This window comes from Pseudomonas nabeulensis, assembly GCF_004682045.1.
In the GTDB taxonomy this organism is placed as follows: Bacteria; Pseudomonadota; Gammaproteobacteria; order Pseudomonadales; family Pseudomonadaceae; genus Aquipseudomonas; species Aquipseudomonas nabeulensis.
In genome coordinates, this window is the sequence record NZ_QUZT01000100.1 from 1 (window position 1) to 16,465 (window position 16,465).

The following is a 16,465-nucleotide window of genomic DNA, read 5'->3' on the forward strand; positions in this document are numbered from 1 at the left end:
AGGGGCGGTGCGACGATTCGACTTGCCCCCGATGACTGAGTGTCAGCCGATACATATGCAAGCTGAACCACCGCTATCGGGGGCAAGCCCCCTCCCACATTTGGCTTTGTTCCAGGCTCGAGAAACCGTCACACCACCAAGCCCCCTCCCACACAAGTCAGCTTCCACATTGGATTTGTGGTGGTGTCAGATCACTCGCAACACAATCTTCCCAATGTGCTCCCCACCTTCCATTCGCGCATGGGCCTTGTCCGCCTCGGTGTAGTCAAACACCTGGTCAATCATCGGCAGGCAACGCCCGGCGGACAGCGCGGGCCATACATGCTCGCGCAGTTGCTGGGCAATCGCGGCTTTCTCCTCGCTGGTACGCGGACGCAACAGCGAGCCGGTGATGTTTGCGCGCTTGCCGAGGATGGTCCGCAAGTCCACGTCATTGGCCTTGGCGCCGCCGAGGAAGCCCAGCAGCACCACGCGTCCGTCCATGGCCAGGGCCTTGAGGTTATTGTTGAGGTAGGAGCCGCCCATGATGTCGAGGATCACGTCCACGCCTTGCTTACCAATGACCTCGACGAAATCCTGCTCGCGATAGTTGATCGCCTCGGCACCCAACGAACGGATCACTGCGCATTTTTCTTCGCTGCCGGCAGTGGAGAACGCCTGGATACCGAACTCGCGGCACAGCATCAACGCGGTCGTGCCGATGCCGCTGGTGCCGCCGTGGATCAACACGCGCTGGCCTTTATGGGCGCCGCCGAGGCCGAACAGGTTGGCCCACACGGTGAAAAACGTTTCCGGGATCGCGGCGGCTTGAATCCACTCCATGCCTTCGGGAATCGGCAGCGCCTGACCAACGGGCACCGTGCAGTATTGGGCGTAGCCGCCGCCGTTGGTCAGCGCGCAGACCTTGTCGCCGAGGGCGTAGGCGCTGACGCCTTCACCCAATGCCACCACTTCTCCGGCCACTTCCAGGCCGGGGTAGGGGCTCATGCCGGGTTTCATCGGGTAGGTGCCTGCCCGTTGCAGGGCGTCGGGGCGGTTGACCCCGGCGGCGTGCACGCGGATCAGGATTTCGCCAGCTGCCGGGGAGGGCACCGGCACCTGGCGCGGCTTGAGCACCTCGGGGCCGCCGGGGGTGGTGATTTCGATCAGGGTCATGTCGGTTGGCAGGGTCATTGTGCGAGTCCTGTAGGGGTGAACGTATGGGTTGGGACCGTAGCGAGCGGTCGACGGTTCAGCAAGCGCATGCCCAGTTCCAGCAGCAACGCGACCACAATCGCCCCGGATGCAATCATGAACAGCAGGGCATGTTGCCCGCCGCTGCTGTTGAACAGGGCTGAGTAGGCAAAGCCGGACAGCGCCTGGAACGTGGCGAACGACACGGTAGCGCGGCTCCAGGCCACTTGTTGTTGGTGATGGTTGGGCAGCAACTCGTGGACCCGCGCCAGTGCCAGCAGCACGATGCCCGGCGGGAAGGAACCGAGGATCACTGCCAGCACCGCGAGGGCGGTGAACGAGCCGGCAAACGGTAACAGCCCGACCGCGATCGCTTGTACCACCAGCACCACGCGAATGCTCACGCGGGCACCGAGTTTATCGGCCAGGAACCCGTAGGTGACCGGCCCCACAATCGAGCCCAGGCCGTACATCACCCAGATCATCGCGCCAATGTGCGCGCCGTCACCCAAGCCACGGGCCACATAGTCCACCAGGAACACCATGGCCGGCACCAGGCCCGCCGCCATAAAGGCGTATTGCGCAAACAACAGGTACACACCGGAGGGCGTTGGTGCTGGAGTACCCGTTGGCAGCGGTGCCTCATGCTGCGCACCGGTCGGCCAGGCGAACCAACTGGCGGCGGTCAACACCACGGCCAACAGGCCCAGGCCGAACCAGGTCTGCTGCAAGCCCAGACTCAACAACGGTGGGACGAGTGTGCCGGAGCCGGCAATGCCCAGGCCGATGCCGAGAAAGATCGCGCCACTGGCCAGGCCCCGCCGTTCAGCCGGTACATGGGGCAGCACAGTCGCGGCTACCAACACCATGATCGCGCCACCGGCAATGCCCGACAGCAGGCGCCAGCCGAAGAACCACGTCACCGACAGCGGGAAGCCACAGGCGAAGAACGCCAGGGTCACCGCCACCATCATCAGGCGCAATGCCGTTTTATTGGAGGTGCGCTGGGCAATGGGCCGACCGATCAGCGCGCCGATCAAGTAGCCCACCAGATTGGCGGCACCGAGGTACACCACGTCACTGGCGGAAAACCAGTGGGCCTGGATCAAGCTGGGGATCAACGGCGTATAGGCGAACCGCGCCAGCCCGATGCTGACCAGGCTGGCACAGAGGCCGGCGAAGATGGGCAGCCAGACCGCGCTGCGGGGTGATGCGTGAGTGTCGAGCATGATGGCTGTCCTGGGTATTTTTCTCTGGTGCCCAGCATATCCAGGTTTTCTGATGCAATAATGCTGCGAGTTAGCATCATGGTGATGCATATTCGCAGCGGTGGAGAAAAACATGAATTGGGATGATGCACGGGTGTTCCTGGCGGTTTGCCGCGAATCCACGCTGCGCGGTGCCGCGCGGGTGTTGGGGGTGGACCAGGCCACGGTCGGTCGACGCATCAATGCGCTGGAGAAGTCCTTGAGCGCGACGTTGTTTCTGCGCACCTCCGAGGGTTATGCCCTCACCGCCGTGGGCGAGGCGGCGTTGCACTCAGTGGAAAAAATGGAGCGCTCGGCACTCGACCTGGAGCGTCAGATCCAGGGCCTGGACGATCGCCTCACCGGCACCGTGCGCGTCAGCACCACCGACTCCCTGGCCATCGACTTCCTGATCCCTTCCATTGCCCGTCTGCATGACAAGCACCCGGACATACGCGTGCAGCTGGACGCTTCCACCCAACTGCTCAGCCTGGCCAAGCGCGAAGCGGATATTGCCGTGCGCAACCAGCGCCCGGACAACCCCGACCTGATCGCCCGCCGCATCGCCCGTTGGCCGGTGGGCCTGTTTGCCTCCCAAGGCTATATCGACCGCCACGGTTCGCCGCAGCCCGGCAGCTCGTTCGAAGGCCACGACCTGGTGGTCTACCAACCGTATCTACAAAGCCAGAAGGACCTGGCGCTGGTGTCCGAGCCTATTGGCCGGGGGCGCATCGTCGCGGCCTTGAGTTCCAGCCTGCTGGTGCGTCGCTCCATCGCTGCCGGCATCGGTATCGGCGAAATCCCGGTGTACACCGGCGAGCGCGACGGGCTGGTGCGCCTGTGGCCAGAACGCGTGCGGCCCACGCCCTATGACGTGTGGCTGGTGACCCACGCCGACCTGCGCCACACCGCACGGGTGCGGGTGGTGATTGATGAGATCGTCGCCGCGTTTGCCGGTACGGGGGAGTGAGGTCAGCACACAGTTGCAATCTTGCGTGCGCCGTCGTCGTCAGAATTGACCGGTTAGAGGGTCAATCCACGGGGAGCGCATATGAACGAATCGAAACATCAGGACTTGGGGCTATTGTTCTTGCGGGTCAGCGGGGCGCTGTTCCTGCTGTGGGTGCACGGGTTGCCCAAGTTGCTCAACTACACCGAGCAATTGAAGCTGATCGAAGACCCGTTTCACCTGGGCGCGACCGTTACGTTGTTGCTGGCGATTTTCGCCGAGGTACTGTGCCCGCTGTTGATCATCACCGGGGTGCTGGTGCGCCTGGCGTGCCTGCCGATTCTGAGCGTGCTGTTGATTGCGTTGGTGGTGGTGCACCCGGAGTGGACGCTGTTTGAAGCGCAGTTCGGCTGGTTGCTGCTGATCATTTTCACCACGCTGCTGATCAGCGGGCCGGGGCGCCTGGTGCTGAGCCAGCGTTTTACTTGATTGTAGTGAGCGGGCTTGCCCCGCGCTGGGTGGCGGAGCCGCCCTAAACCCAGGCGCCTCGGTGTATCAGTAGAACCGAGCCGTATGGATTTGGGGCGGCTTCGCCACCCAGCGCGGGGCAAGCCCGCTCACTACAAATGGTGGTGCTTTTTTGTGGGTGAATCAGCGGTTCAGGAACGCCAGCAGGTCTTCGTTCAACGCCTGGGTATGGGTGGCGGCGAAGCCGTGTGGCGCGTCCTTGTAGACTTTCAGTTCAGCGCCTTTGATCATCTCGGCGGCCACTTTGCCGGTGGTCTCGAACGGTACGATCTGGTCGCCATCGCCGTGGATCACCAGGGTCGGTACGTCGATCTTGGCCATGTCCGGGCGGAAATCGGTGTCGGCAAACGCGGTGACGCAATCGACGGTCGACTTGAGGGACGCCTGCAAGGCGATCTGCAGGGTCTGGGTCAGCACACCCGGCGAGACGACCTGGCCCTTGTTGATACCGAAGAACGGCGTGTTGAAGTCGGAGATGAACTGCGCACGGTCCTTGAGCAAACCGGCCTTGATGCCGTCGAACACCTCGGCCGGTACGCCTTGCGGGTAATCGGCGGTCTGGCCGAAGATCGGCGTCACCGCCCCCAGCAACACCAGGCCGGCCACACGGGCGCTGCCATGGCGGGCGATGTAGCGCGCCACGTCGCCGCCACCCATGGAGAAGCCCACCAGGGTCACGTCCTTCAGGTCCAGGTGTTCGATCAACTGGGCGATATCGTCGGCGAAGGTGTTGTAGTCGTTACCGGTCCACGGTTGGTCCGAACGCCCGAAGCCGCGGCGGTCGAAGGCGATGGTGCGAAAACCGCGGCTGCTCAGGTATTCCATCTGGTATTCCCACATGTCCGCATCCAGCGGCCAGCCGTGGCTGAACAATACGGGCTTACCACTGCCCCAATCCTTGAAGTAGATCTGGGTGCCGTCTTTGGCAACGAATGTGCTCATGGAAAACTCCTTCGGTGGGTGAGGGGAAAACTCTAGCTCACTATGGTGACAAACCGGACGAAGGGCTTGTACCGGTGTGCTCGGTTGAACGGTTCAGCGTCTATGCTGGTCCACTGACCTCTCATGTCAGATCACACAGGTGAACGAAATGGCCAAGACTTACAGCTACGCCGCGCAGAACGCCAAAGACGCCCTCAAGCCCTACACCTTCGAGCGCCGCACGCCGGGGGCGGATGACGTGCAGATCGACATTCTCTATTGCGGCGTCTGCCACTCCGACCTGCACACCGCGCGCAACGAGTGGAACAACACCCTGTATCCGTCGGTGCCCGGCCACGAGATCGTCGGCCGCGTCACGGCGGTGGGCGCGAATGTGAAGAAGTTCAAGGTGGGTGACCTGGCCGGTGTCGGCTGCATGGTCGACAGCTGCCAACACTGCCCATCCTGCGCCGAGGGTGAAGAACAGTACTGCGAAAACGGCTTCACCGGCACCTACAACGGCCCGGTGTTCGGCGGTGAAAACACCTTTGGCGGCTATTCCGACAGCATCGTGGTCAAGGAGAAGTTCGTGCTGCGCATCTCCCACGATGATGCCAACCTGGCCGCCGTTGCGCCGTTGCTGTGTGCGGGCATCACCACCTATTCGCCGCTGCACCACTGGAAGGTCGGCCCTGGCAAAAAGGTCGGCGTGGTCGGCCTGGGTGGCCTGGGGCATATGGCGGTGAAGATCGCCCATGCGATGGGCGCCCATGTCACCTTGTTCACCACCTCACCCAACAAGCGTGAAGACGGTCTGCGCCTGGGGGCCGATCAGGTGGTGGTGTCGAAGAATGCCGACGAGATGGCCACGGTCGCCAACAGCCTGGACTTCATCCTCAATACGGTTGCTGCGCCGCATGACCTGGATGCGTTTCTTAACGCGCTCAAGCGCGACGGCACCATGACCCTGGTCGGTGCGCCGGACAGCCCGCACCCATCGCCCACGGTGTTCAACCTGATCTTCAAGCGCCGCAGCCTGGCGGGCTCGTTGATCGGCGGGATTCAGGAGACCCAGGACATGCTGGATTTTTGTGCCAGGCACGGGATTGTCTCGGACATCGAGATGATTGATATCCAGAGCATCAATGAGGCGTATGAGCGGATGCTCAAGGGGGATGTGAAGTATCGGTTTGTGATCGATATGAACAGCCTGAAAAAAGAGCGCCACGCTGCCTGAGACACGGTCTCAACATCACTGTAGATCTCCTGTGGGAGGGGGCTTGCCCCCGATGGCGGTCGATCGGTGTACATATCCGTTAGTTAGGTAACGGCGACTTAGGGTTCCGCTCTTACAGCGGCTCACTTTTGGAAAGGCCCAAAAGTAAGCAAAAGGCCTTCGCCCCACCACTCGGCGCCTCGCCTAGGCTCGGCGTTCCCTCACTCCGGCTTGAATCCGTGGGCCGCCGTCATGGGCCATCCATGGCCCAGGACGGCTAACCCGGCGTCCTGCCGGGTTACCCACGGATTCAAGCCTGCGTTCGGCCAGCGTGGTTTAACGGGGCGACTAAGATCAAAATCAAGATCAAAAGCCAGAGCCAGAGCCAGAGCCAGAGCAAACCACTATCTACCTGATGTATGAGGGACAAATGTGGGAGGGGGCTTGCCCCCGATGAGGGAGTGTCAGCTACAAATTTGTTAACTGACACTCCCTCATCTGGAGCAAGCCCCCTCCCACATTAGCTTTGTGTTGGCTTTAAGCAGACAAGTGCTCATACAAAATCGTCGCACCCACCAACATCAGCACCACACCGCCGATCATCTCGGCGCGTTTGCCCACGATGGTACCGAGCACCCGCCCAAGCATCATGCCGATGGTCACCATGGTCATCGTCGCCAGGCCGATGGCGGCGGATGCCACCAGAATATTCACATCGACAAACGCCAGGCCCACACCCACCGCCAGCGCATCGATGCTGGTGGCGAAGGCCGTCACCGCGAGGATCATGAACGAATGCTGGGTCGGTTTTTCGACCTCTTCATCATCGGCCTTCAACCCGTTGTAGATCATGTGCAGGCCCAGGGCGACCAGCAGGGTAAAGGCGATCCAGTGGTCCCAATCTTCCACCCAGCGGGTGGCCGCATGGCCGATGGCCCAGCCGATCATCGGCGTAATGGCTTCGATCACACCAAAGATCAGGCCGGCGCGCAGGGCCTCGGTGAGGCGGGGTTTGTGCAGGCTGGAGCCTTTGCCGATGGCCGCCGCAAAGGCGTCGGTGGACATGGCCAGGGCCAGGAGGATCAAGGAAATGGGATTCACGGTAGGGCTTCCAGTCGGGCTATGGGACACAACGACACCTCCACGCGCCCGACTTTAGGCATGAAAGTGTCGCTGGTCTCACCAACCGCAAAGCGATGTTCGTACCACGGCAGGTTGCCGAATATGTTGATACGAACGCTTCCAACAGGGTCAGAAGCCGGTTACTCCCCAACGAGGTGGGCGATCATAGGGGGGCAAACATGAAAATTTCGTTAAACCTGTAGCTCGCGGATGATGCGGCAGAACACCGGGTCGTCCAGGTAAGCCACGTTCAGCCGAGTCCAGGGTGACACCTCTTTGGGTTGGGTCGAGAAGATCGACCCCGGCGCCAGCATCACCCCTTGGGCCAGGCAGTGGCGGGTGAGGGCATTGGCGTCCTCGATACGCGGGAAGCGTGCCCACAGGTACAGGCTCTGTTCCGGGCGGCAGAACACCTCGGCGCCGAGTTCATCGAGCAGGTCCAGGCCACGTGCGGTGGCGTGGCGCAGGCGGTCTTGCAGGCGTGACAGGTGGCGCAGGAACTGGCCTTCGCCGAGGATCACGTCGAGGGTGCGCTCGCTGTACTCGGCGCCGCTGTTGTGCAGGATCATCTTGATATCCGCCAGCTCTTCGACGCGCTGCTTGCTGCCGGCGATAAAGCCCACGCGGAGCGCCGCCGAGACCGATTTGGAAAAACTGCCCACATACAACGTGCGGTTGAGCTGGTCCAGCGCCGACAGCTTGATCGCCGAGCTGGGCTTGAAGTCGGCCATCGCGTCGTTCTCCACCAACAGCAGGTCGTAGGTCTCGGCAATGCGCAGCAGTTGGTGAGCCTTGGCCGGCGACAGGTCGGAGCCAGTGGGGTTGTGGCCGATGGACTGCAAGAAAAACAGGCGCGGGCGATGGGCCTTGATCAGTTGTTCCAGCGCGTGCAGGTCCGGCCCGTCGGGCTCGCGGGGCACGCCGAACATGCGCGCGCCCTGCAATTGCAGTTTGCCGAACAGCGGGTAGTAACCGGGGTCCTCCACCAGCACAGGGTCGCCGGGGTTGAGGTAGCGACGGATGATCAGGTCCATGGCGTGGTTGGCGCCCAGGGTGGTCACCAATTGCCGGGGTGAAACCGGCAACGCGTAACCAGCGAGTTTCTGCACCAGTCGCGCGCGCAACCCGGCGTTGCCCAGGCGTGTGCCATAGCGAAACAGTGTGGTGACGCCGGCGCGCACCACTTGGCGGTGGAACTTGTCCAGGCGCATGTCCATCAGCCATTCCACCGGCGGGAAGCCTTCGCCGAGGTGGGAATGGCCGGGGTCGCGCACGAACTGCTGGCGCATCATCCAGATGGTGTCCAGGGCGCGGTTGTACGGCAGGCTGTCTTCTTCCTCGCTGGTGTGGGCCACGCGCTTGATCACGAAAAAGCCCTGGCCATGGCGTGCCTCCACCAGCCCTTCGGCGGCCAAGTGCTCGTAGGCGGTGATCACGGTGTTCTTCGAATGCCCATGCAATCGCATGTATTCGCGCAGCGACGGCAGCTTCTCGCCGGCCTTGAGTGCGCCATCGGTAATCTGCTGGGCGATGGCGCTGGCCACCTGTTGCGCGAGGGTAGGGCGCGACATGCTGCAATTCCTCGTGGGTTCTTGTTTATGGGTACAGTCGGCGAACTGTCCGGCAAAACTGTACCTTCTTTCAAGGCTACAGATGGGGCAATTTGGCGACATCCAATAACAAATGACTCCCTGAGGAGCCCCTGAATGTCGATTGATTCCCGCTTGCCCAACTTTCGCAGCCTGGCCCCCAGCCAACGTCTTGAACACCTGCAAGCCTTGCTCGGCCTGAGCGGCGAAGATGTTGCGCTGCTGCGTGACGCCGGCGCGCTGCCGCTGGACATCGCCGACGGCATGATCGAAAACGTCGTCGGCAAGTTCGAACTGCCTTACGCCGTGGCCAGTAACTTCCGCATCAATGGCCGCGACGTGGTGATCCCGCTGGTGGTGGAAGAGCCTTCGGTGGTCGCCGCCGCCTCGTTCATGGCCAAGCTGACCCGCCCGGCTGGCGGCTTCCAGACCTCCAGCAGTGCACCGCTGATGCGCGCCCAGGTGCAGATCATCGGCATCAGCGACCCGTTCAATGCGCGCTTGAGCCTGCTGCGCAACAAGGACGAAATCATCGCCATGGCCAACAGCAAGGACCAACTGCTGAACACCCTTGGTGGTGGCTGCCGCGACATCGAAGTGCACACCTTTGCCGACAGCCCACGCGGGCCAATGCTGGTGGCGCACCTGATTGTCGACGTGCGCGACGCCATGGGCGCCAACACCGTCAACACCATGGCCGAAGCCGTGGCGCCGCTGATGGAGCGCCTCACCGGCGGCAAGGTACGCCTGCGCATCCTGTCCAACCTGGCGGACCTGCGCCTGGCCCGCGCCCAACTGCGCATCGCCCCGCAACACCTGGCCACCACCGAGTACAGCGGTGAGGAGGTGATCGAAGGCGTGATCGACGCCTACACCTTCGCCGCCATCGACCCATACCGCGCGGCCACCCACAACAAAGGCATCATGAACGGCATCGACCCGCTGGTAGTCGCCACCGGCAATGACTGGCGCGCCGTGGAAGCCGGTGCCCATGCCTATGCCTGCCGCAGCGGGCACTACGGTTCGCTGACTACGTGGGAGAAAGACAGCCAGGGCCATTTGGTCGGTACGCTGGAAATGCCGATGCCGTTGGGACTGGTCGGCGGTGCCACCAAGACCCACCCGCTGGCACAATTTTCGCTACGCATTCTGGGGGTGAAGAGCGCCCAGGAGCTGGGTGAAATCGCCGTCGCCGTCGGCCTGGCGCAGAACCTCGGCGCGTTGCGGGCCCTGGCCACCGAAGGTATCCAGCGTGGGCATATGGCGCTGCATGCGCGCAACGTGGCGTTGTCGGCCGGTGCTCGCGGTGATGAAGTGCAATGGCTGGTGGAACGCATGGTCGCGACCCACGATGTGCGCGCCGACCGCGCCCAGGCACTGTTGCTTGAAAAGCGCGGGCAATGAGCATGGACGCCGTCAGGCTGGTGGAGGTGGGTGCGCGGGACGGCTTGCAGAACGAAGCCCGTTGCCTGCCGGTGGACACCCGCGTAGCGCTGGTGGAACGCCTCGCCGATTGCGGTTTGCGCACCATTGAAGCCGGCGCATTCGTGTCGCCGCGCTGGGTGCCGCAGATGGCCGGTTCTGATGAGGTGTTGCGCCGTGTCGGCCAACGCCCCGGCGTGACCTACACCGCCCTGGTGCCCAACCTGCAAGGCCTGGACATGGCGCTGGCCGCCGGTTGCCGCGAGGTGGCGGTGTTTGCGGCGGCGTCCGAGGCGTTCTCGCAAAAGAACATCAATTGCTCGATTGCCCAGAGCCTGGCGCGATTCGAACCGGTGCTGGCCAAGGCCCTGGAGCAGGGCGTTGCAGTGCGGGGCTACGTCTCTTGTGTGCTGGGCTGCCCGTTTACCGGCGCGGTGCCCGTCGCCCAAGTGGTGGCGGTCACTCAGGCGCTGTACGCCATGGGCTGCTACGAAATCAGTTTGGGCGACACCATTGGCACCGGCACGCCGGAGGCGACGCACCGGTTGATCGAAGCGTGCGCCGGTTCGGTGCCCGTCACGGCCCTGGCCGGGCATTTCCACGACACCTACGGCATGGCCGTGGCCAATGTGCAGGCGGCGTGGCAGGCCGGGGTGCGGGTGTTCGACAGCTCGGTCTCGGGGTTGGGGGGTTGCCCGTATTCACCGGGTGCCACCGGCAACGTCGCCACCGAAGAGCTGGTGTACCTGTTTGAAGGGCAGGGCGTCGCGACCGGGGTCGACCTTGCAAAATTGATCGAGGTAGGCGTCTTTATTGATAGCCAGCTGCAACGCAGCGGTGAATCGCGGGTCGCCAAGGCATTGCGCGCACGCATCCGATAACAATAAGCGGAGACACCATGAGCCCTCTCACTCACACGTTGGCCAGCTTCGGCCCGCTCAAGGGCGTGACCATCCTTGACCTGACCCGCGTGGTCGCCGGTCCCTATTGCGCCATGTTGCTGGCAGACATGGGCGCCAGCGTGATCAAGATCGAACACCCCAACGACCCGGACCTGACCCGTGAATTCCCGCCCATGAGCCGCAGCGCCGCGACGCCGGTCAGCGGTTTCTTCGCCCAGTTCAACCGCAACAAGCAGGCTGTGTGCCTGGACCTCAAGCACCCGGATGGCAAGGCCACGTTTCTGCAGATGGTGGCCAAGGCCGATATCGTCATCGAGAACTTTCGGCCCGGCACCATGGACAAGTTGGGGCTGGGCTACAAGGTGTTGAAAGCCGTCAACCCGGCGCTGGTGTTCACCGCCATCAGTGGCTTTGGGCAACACGGCCCCAACTCATCGCGACCGGCATTCGACAGCAGTGCCCAGGCATCCGGCGGGCTATGGTCGATGAATGGCACCGTGGAAGAGCCGATGCGCGTCGGTACGGTTTTGGGTGACCTGTCGGCCGCGCTGTATGCCGCTATCGGCACCCTTGGCGCGCTGCGTGAGGCTGAACGCAGCGGCCACGGGCAGTTGGTGGACGTGTCCCAGCAGGACTCGATTATCTCCCTGACCGAAAACGCTCTGGTCACCTACACCGAAACCGGCGAAGTGGTTGGCCCCACCGGCAACGGTCATCCGTTCGTCAAACCCTATGGGCGCTATGCGTGCAAGGACGGTTTCGTGTTCTTCGGTGCCTACACCGACAAGTTCTGGCGTGAGGCGTGCCAGGCGTTCGGCACGCCTGAGTTGGCCAGCGACCCGGAACTGGACACCATGGCCAAGCGCTTCGAGCAAGCCACCTACCTGCGCCGGGTCAAGCCCATCGTCGAAGGCTGGTGCGCGGCGTACACCAAGGCCGAACTGGAAGCCCTCACCGGCGACCGCTTCCCACTGTCACCGATCAAAAGCATGGACGAAGTGGTCGCCGACCCTCATGTGCGCGAGCGTGACATGGTGGTCAGCGTCGAATGCCAGGGCGCGCAGTTCGAGGTGTTCGGCAACCCGATCAAACTGTCCGGCGGCACCCTGGAGAAGGGCGCCAGCGCCCCTGCGGTCGGCCAGCACAACCCGCAGATCTATCGCGAATGGCTGGGGCTGGATCAAACCCAATACGATGAACTGGTCGCCCGAGGTGTGATTTGAGCCTGCTCACCCCACCGATCAAAAACTGCATCGGCCTGAGCTTGCCGCCGGTGCGCTTTGAGGTCAGCCGCAATGACATCCGCAAGTATGCCGTGGCCACTGGCCAACGCGAGGCGCGGTTTCTCGCCGGTGACGAAGCGCCGCTGATGTTCCTGTTCAGCGTGCTGATGCCGGTACTGCCTCTGGACCAGTTGCGCGAAGACGGCCATTGCCCCGACAACCCGTTGCTGCCGGAATTGCCGCTCAAGCGCATCCTGGCCGGTGGCAGTCGCTATCAGGTGCATGGGCGCATTTATCCGGGCGACGTGTTGGTGTGCCGCCAAACGCTGGTGGATATCCACGAGAAACAGGGCGCGGAAGGGCCGCTGATTTTCCTGGTGTTCGAAAACCGTTTTGAAAGCGAAGCCGGCGAACCGCGGGTGATCGAATACCTGACCCGGATAGCGAGGTAATCATGGCTAACGTTGAAGTCGGCCAGGCCCTGCCTGAGCGTCACTACACACCCGGTACGGTGCAGTTGTTCCTGTATAACGCTGCAATCTGGAACGCCCATCGCATCCATTACGACCTGGCCTACGCGCAGCAAAGCGAAGGGCATCCGGCATTGCTGGTGGACGGCCCCTTGCAGGGTGACTGGCTGACCCAATTGCTCTACGACTGGATGGGCGCCGCCGATGAACTGCTGGCGTTCGAGTACAGCAACCGTCGCGCGGCGTATGTCGGCGATGTGCTCACCGCCTGCGGCGAAATCGAGTCGGTCGAGGCGCTCCAGGTCACCTTGAGCTTGCGCATCGTCAACCAACACGGGCAGGCCACCACCGTGGGCCGCGCCAAGGTGCGCCGTGCCTGAAATGCGTCACCCCCCTATAAAAACAACAAGCCCGAAAGGGCCGGAGGGCACCATGCAACAACCTCTTTTACCGCCGGACAAGCAACACCTGTACGAGGTCTGGGGCGACACCATCGACGGCCGCCATCTGGCACTGTCCATCGGCATTGGCGCAGTGGTCAGCCTGGGGGCATATTTTGCCGCGCAGCACCTGCTGCACTACGTGGTGGAATCGACGCAGATGGCCCGCGCCTACGCCATGTTGATCGGCATTCTCGGCTGCCTGGCCGGAGGGGCGATCAGCGCCAAGCTGTTCCCACCCAAGCGCGATGTGCAGGAAAACCACGCCGATCAAGGTTTTCGTGAACAGGTGGTGGCCGACCTGCTCAAGGAGTACGGCAGCCTCGGGCGTCTGGAAGACCTGTCGCCCGAAGTGATTGCGGAACTGCGCGAGCTGGAACTGTACGAGCTGTTCCGCGAGGCCCAGGCCCGTGAGGACGGCGTGCGTGACAGGCCGGCACCGGTGCTTACCGCCAGCCTCAGCGGAGGGCGCGGGTGATGGAAGCCTTATTGCACGAAATCATGATGGCGTTCGCCCTTGGGCTGCTGGGGGCAGTGGTGTTCGCTGCCATCGGCCTGGTGTCCGGCACCGACGAAACCACCACCCTGGCCCCGCTGACCATGCTGGTGGTGCTGCTCGGCGCGCCACCTGCTGGCGTATTGACGTTCTTCCTGGCTGGCGCGGTGGCCAAGCACATGACCCACGCCGTGCCTACCGCGCTGCTGGGGATTCCCGGCGACACCTCGGCCACGGCGTTGCTGGCGGACGCCAATTACCTGCGCAAACTCGGCGTGCCGCATATCGCCCTGCGCAAAATGATCTCCGGTGGCGCGGTGGCGGCCTTGATCGCGGTGCCGTTGTCGGTGCTGTTCGCCGTGTTGCTGGCGCCGTTCGGTACGGTGATCAAGCAGTTCGCACCGTGGGTGTTCCTGTGTGCGGCGTTCACCATTGCCTACTTCTCCGCCGGGCGTTGGGCGGCAGTGCTGGCGCTGGTGCCATTTGTGGTGGTGATCGTGGCGTTGCAGGCGTTGACTGGCCAATACGGTGTGAAGCTGTCGGTGAGTTACTTCCTCGGCATCGCCGTGGCGCCGTTGATTGCCTCGCTGTTTTCCCTGTTGGCCCCCGGCGAACGCCAGCGCATGCGCCGTGACCATTATCGAGTGTTCTCCCTGGCCCCGGATGTGAAAGGCTGGAGCGGTTACTTCCCGAACCCGTTCAAGGTCATCAACCCGCGCCAGGTGCGTGTCACGGCCATGGCTGCCAGTGTCTCCAGTGCGACATTCGTGTTCAGCCCGGTGGCAATGACGGTGATCATGGGCGAGGTGATCGGCTCGCGGATCAAGCAGGCCTACGACCGCCTGACCACCGTGATCACCGCGCGTAACGGCGTCACCGAGTCCACCTATATCGCTGAAACCCTGATCCCGCTGATGGCGTTCGGGTTGCCTTTGAGCCCGGTGGCCGCCGGTCCTGCGGCGCCGCTGTTCAACGCACCGCCACGGTTTTTCGTCGACAACGCCACGGGCGAGATCAACAACCTGCATAACCTGCTCAACAACTGGGAGTTCCTCGGCTACGGCATGCTGGCGGTGATCGTGGCGATCCTGGTGGCGTACCCGTTCACCATGAACTTCGCCCACGGCGCGGCGGCGTTCGTGGTACGCAAGATCAGCCATGAGGCAGTGATCGCCACCTTTATCGGCCTGGTGCTGGTGATCGGTATCTGGGAAGGCGGGCTGCTGGGGCTGATGGTGATTGTCACCATCGGTTTGCTCGGCGGGTTCCTGGCGCGCTTCCTGGGTTTCAACATTGGCGTGCAGTTCATGGGTTATTACACGGCAGTGCTCACGGTGCCCGCGATCATCGCGTTGACCGGCAACTAAACCCCTCCATCCCAACACGCCAGCAGATACCCGGTATCTGCGACGGGAGGCGTTCGCCTCCCAAAAAGGAATAATAAAAATGAAGATCCTTTTGCGCTCCAACCCCGTCGTCCTCACGTGCCTGGCCCTCACCGCCGGCAGCAGTCATGCCGAGGGCTTCCTGGACGACAGCAAGGCCTCGCTGAACCTGCGCAATTTTTACCTGAACCGCAACTTCGTCAACGGCAACTACCCCCAGGCCAAGGCCGAGGAATGGACCCAGAGTTTTATCCTCGATGCCCGCTCGGGCTATACCGAAGGCCTGGTCGGCTTTGGCGTGGACGTGCTGGGGCTGTACTCGGTGAAGCTCGACGGCGGCAAGGGCACGGCCAATACCCAACTGATGCCGGTGCATGACGATGGCCGCCCGGCGGACGATTTTGGTCGGCTTGGCATTGCGCTGAAAGCCAAGCTGTCGAACACCGAACTCAAGGCCGGCGAGTGGGCCCCGGCGTTGCCGGTATTGCGCTCGGACGATGGCCGCTCCCTGACCCAGACCTTTCGCGGCGCGCAGGTCACCTCGAAGGAAATCAGCGGCCTGACCCTGTACGGCGGCCAGTTTCGCGCCAACAGCCCGCGCAACGATGCAAGCATGGATGACATGTTCATGGGCGGCCGCCCGGATGCCACGTCCGACCGTTTCAACTTCGGCGGTGCCGAATACCAGTTCAACGACAAGAAAACCCAGGTCGGCGCCTGGTATTCGGTATTGGCGGATATCTACCAGCAACGCTATTTCAACCTGATCCACAGCCAACCCGTAGGCGGTTGGGTACTGGGTGCAAACCTTGGGTACTTCTCTGGCGAAGAAAACGGCAGTGCCCGCGCCGGCACCCTGGACAACCGTGCGCTGTCGGCCATGCTCTCGGCCAGGACCGGCGCACACACGTTTTATGTGGGCCTGCAACGCCTGTCCGGCGACAACGGCTGGATGCGCGTCAATGGCACCGCCGGCACCAGCCTGGCCAACGACAGCTATAACTCCAGCTACGACGCGGCCAAGGAGCGCTCGTGGCAACTGCGCTACGACTATGACTTTGCCGCCCAGGGTGTGCCGGGGTTGACGTTGATGACCCGGTATATCCGGGGCAGCCATGCGCATGTGGGTGCGGTTACCGATGGCGAAGAGTGGGGGCGCGAATCGGAACTGGCCTATGTGGTACAGAGCGGTCCGGCCAGGAACCTGAATGTGCGTTGGCGCAATTCCACATTGCGCCGTGACTTCAGCACCAATGAGTTTGATGAGAACCGGTTGATCATCAGTTACCCGTTGTCGTTGCTGTAAACACGGCCTTCGAGCGGCCCCAACTTCTGTGTCTGACTCCATTCAAAATGTGGGAGGGGGCTTGCCCTAATGCCAG

Annotated in this window: 16 protein-coding genes and 1 riboswitch; of the genes, 11 read left to right on the top strand and 5 right to left on the bottom strand. The window is 62.8% G+C overall.

What is annotated here, in order from left to right; all coding sequences use genetic code 11:
- Window positions 1–186 precede the first annotated feature (186 nt).
- Together DYL61_RS29545 and DYL61_RS29550 are read right to left on the bottom strand one after the other, a co-directional pair.
- A complete protein-coding gene (locus DYL61_RS29545) occupies window positions 187–1,173 on the bottom strand; it encodes an NAD(P)H-quinone oxidoreductase (RefSeq protein WP_135311306.1) in 987 nt (328 codons plus the stop codon).
- Window positions 1,170–2,402 carry a YbfB/YjiJ family MFS transporter gene (locus DYL61_RS29550; protein WP_135311307.1) on the bottom strand — a complete coding sequence of 411 codons (1,233 nt, stop codon included), beginning with the start codon at window positions 2,400–2,402 and terminating at the stop codon, window positions 1,170–1,172. The genes DYL61_RS29545 and DYL61_RS29550 overlap by 4 nt, the downstream gene beginning before the upstream one ends.
- A 112-nt stretch (window positions 2,403–2,514) precedes the next feature.
- On the opposite strand from DYL61_RS29550, the gene DYL61_RS29555 reads away from it, so the two are divergent.
- Together DYL61_RS29555 and DYL61_RS29560 are read left to right on the top strand one after the other, a co-directional pair.
- On the top strand, window positions 2,515–3,390 hold the full coding sequence (locus tag DYL61_RS29555) for a LysR family transcriptional regulator (RefSeq protein ID WP_135311308.1): 876 nt from the start codon (window positions 2,515–2,517) through the stop codon (window positions 3,388–3,390).
- 81 nt (window positions 3,391–3,471) lie between these two features.
- Window positions 3,472–3,858, top strand: coding sequence for a DoxX family protein (locus DYL61_RS29560; protein ID WP_135311309.1), 387 nt, complete (start codon window positions 3,472–3,474; stop codon window positions 3,856–3,858).
- Window positions 3,859–4,020: 162 nt separating this feature from the next.
- Here DYL61_RS29560 and DYL61_RS29565 read toward each other — a convergent pair whose 3' ends face one another.
- Window positions 4,021–4,839 (bottom strand): alpha/beta fold hydrolase, encoded by an 819-nt coding sequence (locus DYL61_RS29565; RefSeq protein WP_135311310.1) that lies wholly within the window; start codon window positions 4,837–4,839, stop codon window positions 4,021–4,023.
- Between the two features lie 148 nt (window positions 4,840–4,987).
- On the opposite strand from DYL61_RS29565, the gene DYL61_RS29570 reads away from it, so the two are divergent.
- Window positions 4,988–6,055, top strand: coding sequence for an NAD(P)-dependent alcohol dehydrogenase (locus tag DYL61_RS29570; RefSeq protein ID WP_135311311.1), 1,068 nt, complete (start codon window positions 4,988–4,990; stop codon window positions 6,053–6,055).
- Between the two features lie 516 nt (window positions 6,056–6,571).
- Here the strand turns inward: DYL61_RS29570 and mntP are convergent.
- Together mntP and DYL61_RS29585 are read right to left on the bottom strand one after the other, a co-directional pair.
- Window positions 6,572–7,135, bottom strand: coding sequence for a manganese efflux pump MntP (gene mntP, locus DYL61_RS29580; RefSeq protein ID WP_135311312.1), 564 nt, complete (start codon window positions 7,133–7,135; stop codon window positions 6,572–6,574).
- Between the two features lie 13 nt (window positions 7,136–7,148).
- A riboswitch (yybP-ykoY riboswitch) is annotated at window positions 7,149–7,317 on the bottom strand.
- A 30-nt stretch (window positions 7,318–7,347) separates the two neighbouring features.
- The gene (locus tag DYL61_RS29585; RefSeq protein WP_135311313.1) at window positions 7,348–8,727 is read right to left on the bottom strand and encodes an aminotransferase-like domain-containing protein; all 1,380 of its coding nucleotides are present in this window, start codon (window positions 8,725–8,727) and stop codon (window positions 7,348–7,350) included.
- Window positions 8,728–8,862: 135 nt separating this feature from the next.
- Here DYL61_RS29585 and DYL61_RS29590 point away from each other — a divergent pair, with 135 nt between their 5' ends.
- The 8 genes from DYL61_RS29590 (at window position 8,863) to DYL61_RS29625 (ending at window position 16,389) form a co-directional block, all read left to right on the top strand.
- Entirely contained in the window at window positions 8,863–10,149 is a 1,287-nt protein-coding gene (locus DYL61_RS29590) for a hydroxymethylglutaryl-CoA reductase, degradative (protein WP_135311314.1), read from the top strand.
- Complete coding sequence (locus DYL61_RS29595) at window positions 10,146–11,048, top strand: hydroxymethylglutaryl-CoA lyase (protein WP_135311315.1); 903 nt, start codon at window positions 10,146–10,148, stop codon at window positions 11,046–11,048. Before DYL61_RS29590 ends, DYL61_RS29595 begins: the two co-directional genes overlap by 4 nt.
- A 17-nt stretch (window positions 11,049–11,065) precedes the next feature.
- Window positions 11,066–12,292: a CaiB/BaiF CoA transferase family protein gene (locus tag DYL61_RS29600; protein WP_135311316.1), complete on the top strand. Its 1,227-nt coding sequence runs from the start codon at window positions 11,066–11,068 to the stop codon at window positions 12,290–12,292.
- Complete coding sequence (locus tag DYL61_RS29605; RefSeq protein WP_135311317.1) at window positions 12,289–12,744, top strand: FAS1-like dehydratase domain-containing protein; 456 nt, start codon at window positions 12,289–12,291, stop codon at window positions 12,742–12,744. The genes DYL61_RS29600 and DYL61_RS29605 overlap by 4 nt, the downstream gene beginning before the upstream one ends.
- A gap of 2 nt (window positions 12,745–12,746) precedes the next feature.
- On the top strand, window positions 12,747–13,142 hold the full coding sequence (locus DYL61_RS29610) for a hotdog family protein (protein WP_202978051.1): 396 nt from the start codon (window positions 12,747–12,749) through the stop codon (window positions 13,140–13,142).
- A gap of 52 nt (window positions 13,143–13,194) precedes the next feature.
- Window positions 13,195–13,680: a hypothetical protein gene (locus DYL61_RS29615; protein WP_135311319.1), complete on the top strand. Its 486-nt coding sequence runs from the start codon at window positions 13,195–13,197 to the stop codon at window positions 13,678–13,680.
- Window positions 13,680–15,065 carry a tripartite tricarboxylate transporter permease gene (locus DYL61_RS29620; RefSeq protein ID WP_193559468.1) on the top strand — a complete coding sequence of 462 codons (1,386 nt, stop codon included), beginning with the start codon at window positions 13,680–13,682 and terminating at the stop codon, window positions 15,063–15,065. Before DYL61_RS29615 ends, DYL61_RS29620 begins: the two co-directional genes overlap by 1 nt.
- A 79-nt stretch (window positions 15,066–15,144) precedes the next feature.
- Window positions 15,145–16,389 (top strand): OprD family porin, encoded by a 1,245-nt coding sequence (locus tag DYL61_RS29625; RefSeq protein ID WP_135311321.1) that lies wholly within the window; start codon window positions 15,145–15,147, stop codon window positions 16,387–16,389.
- The last annotated feature ends 76 nt before the right edge of the window (window positions 16,390–16,465 follow it).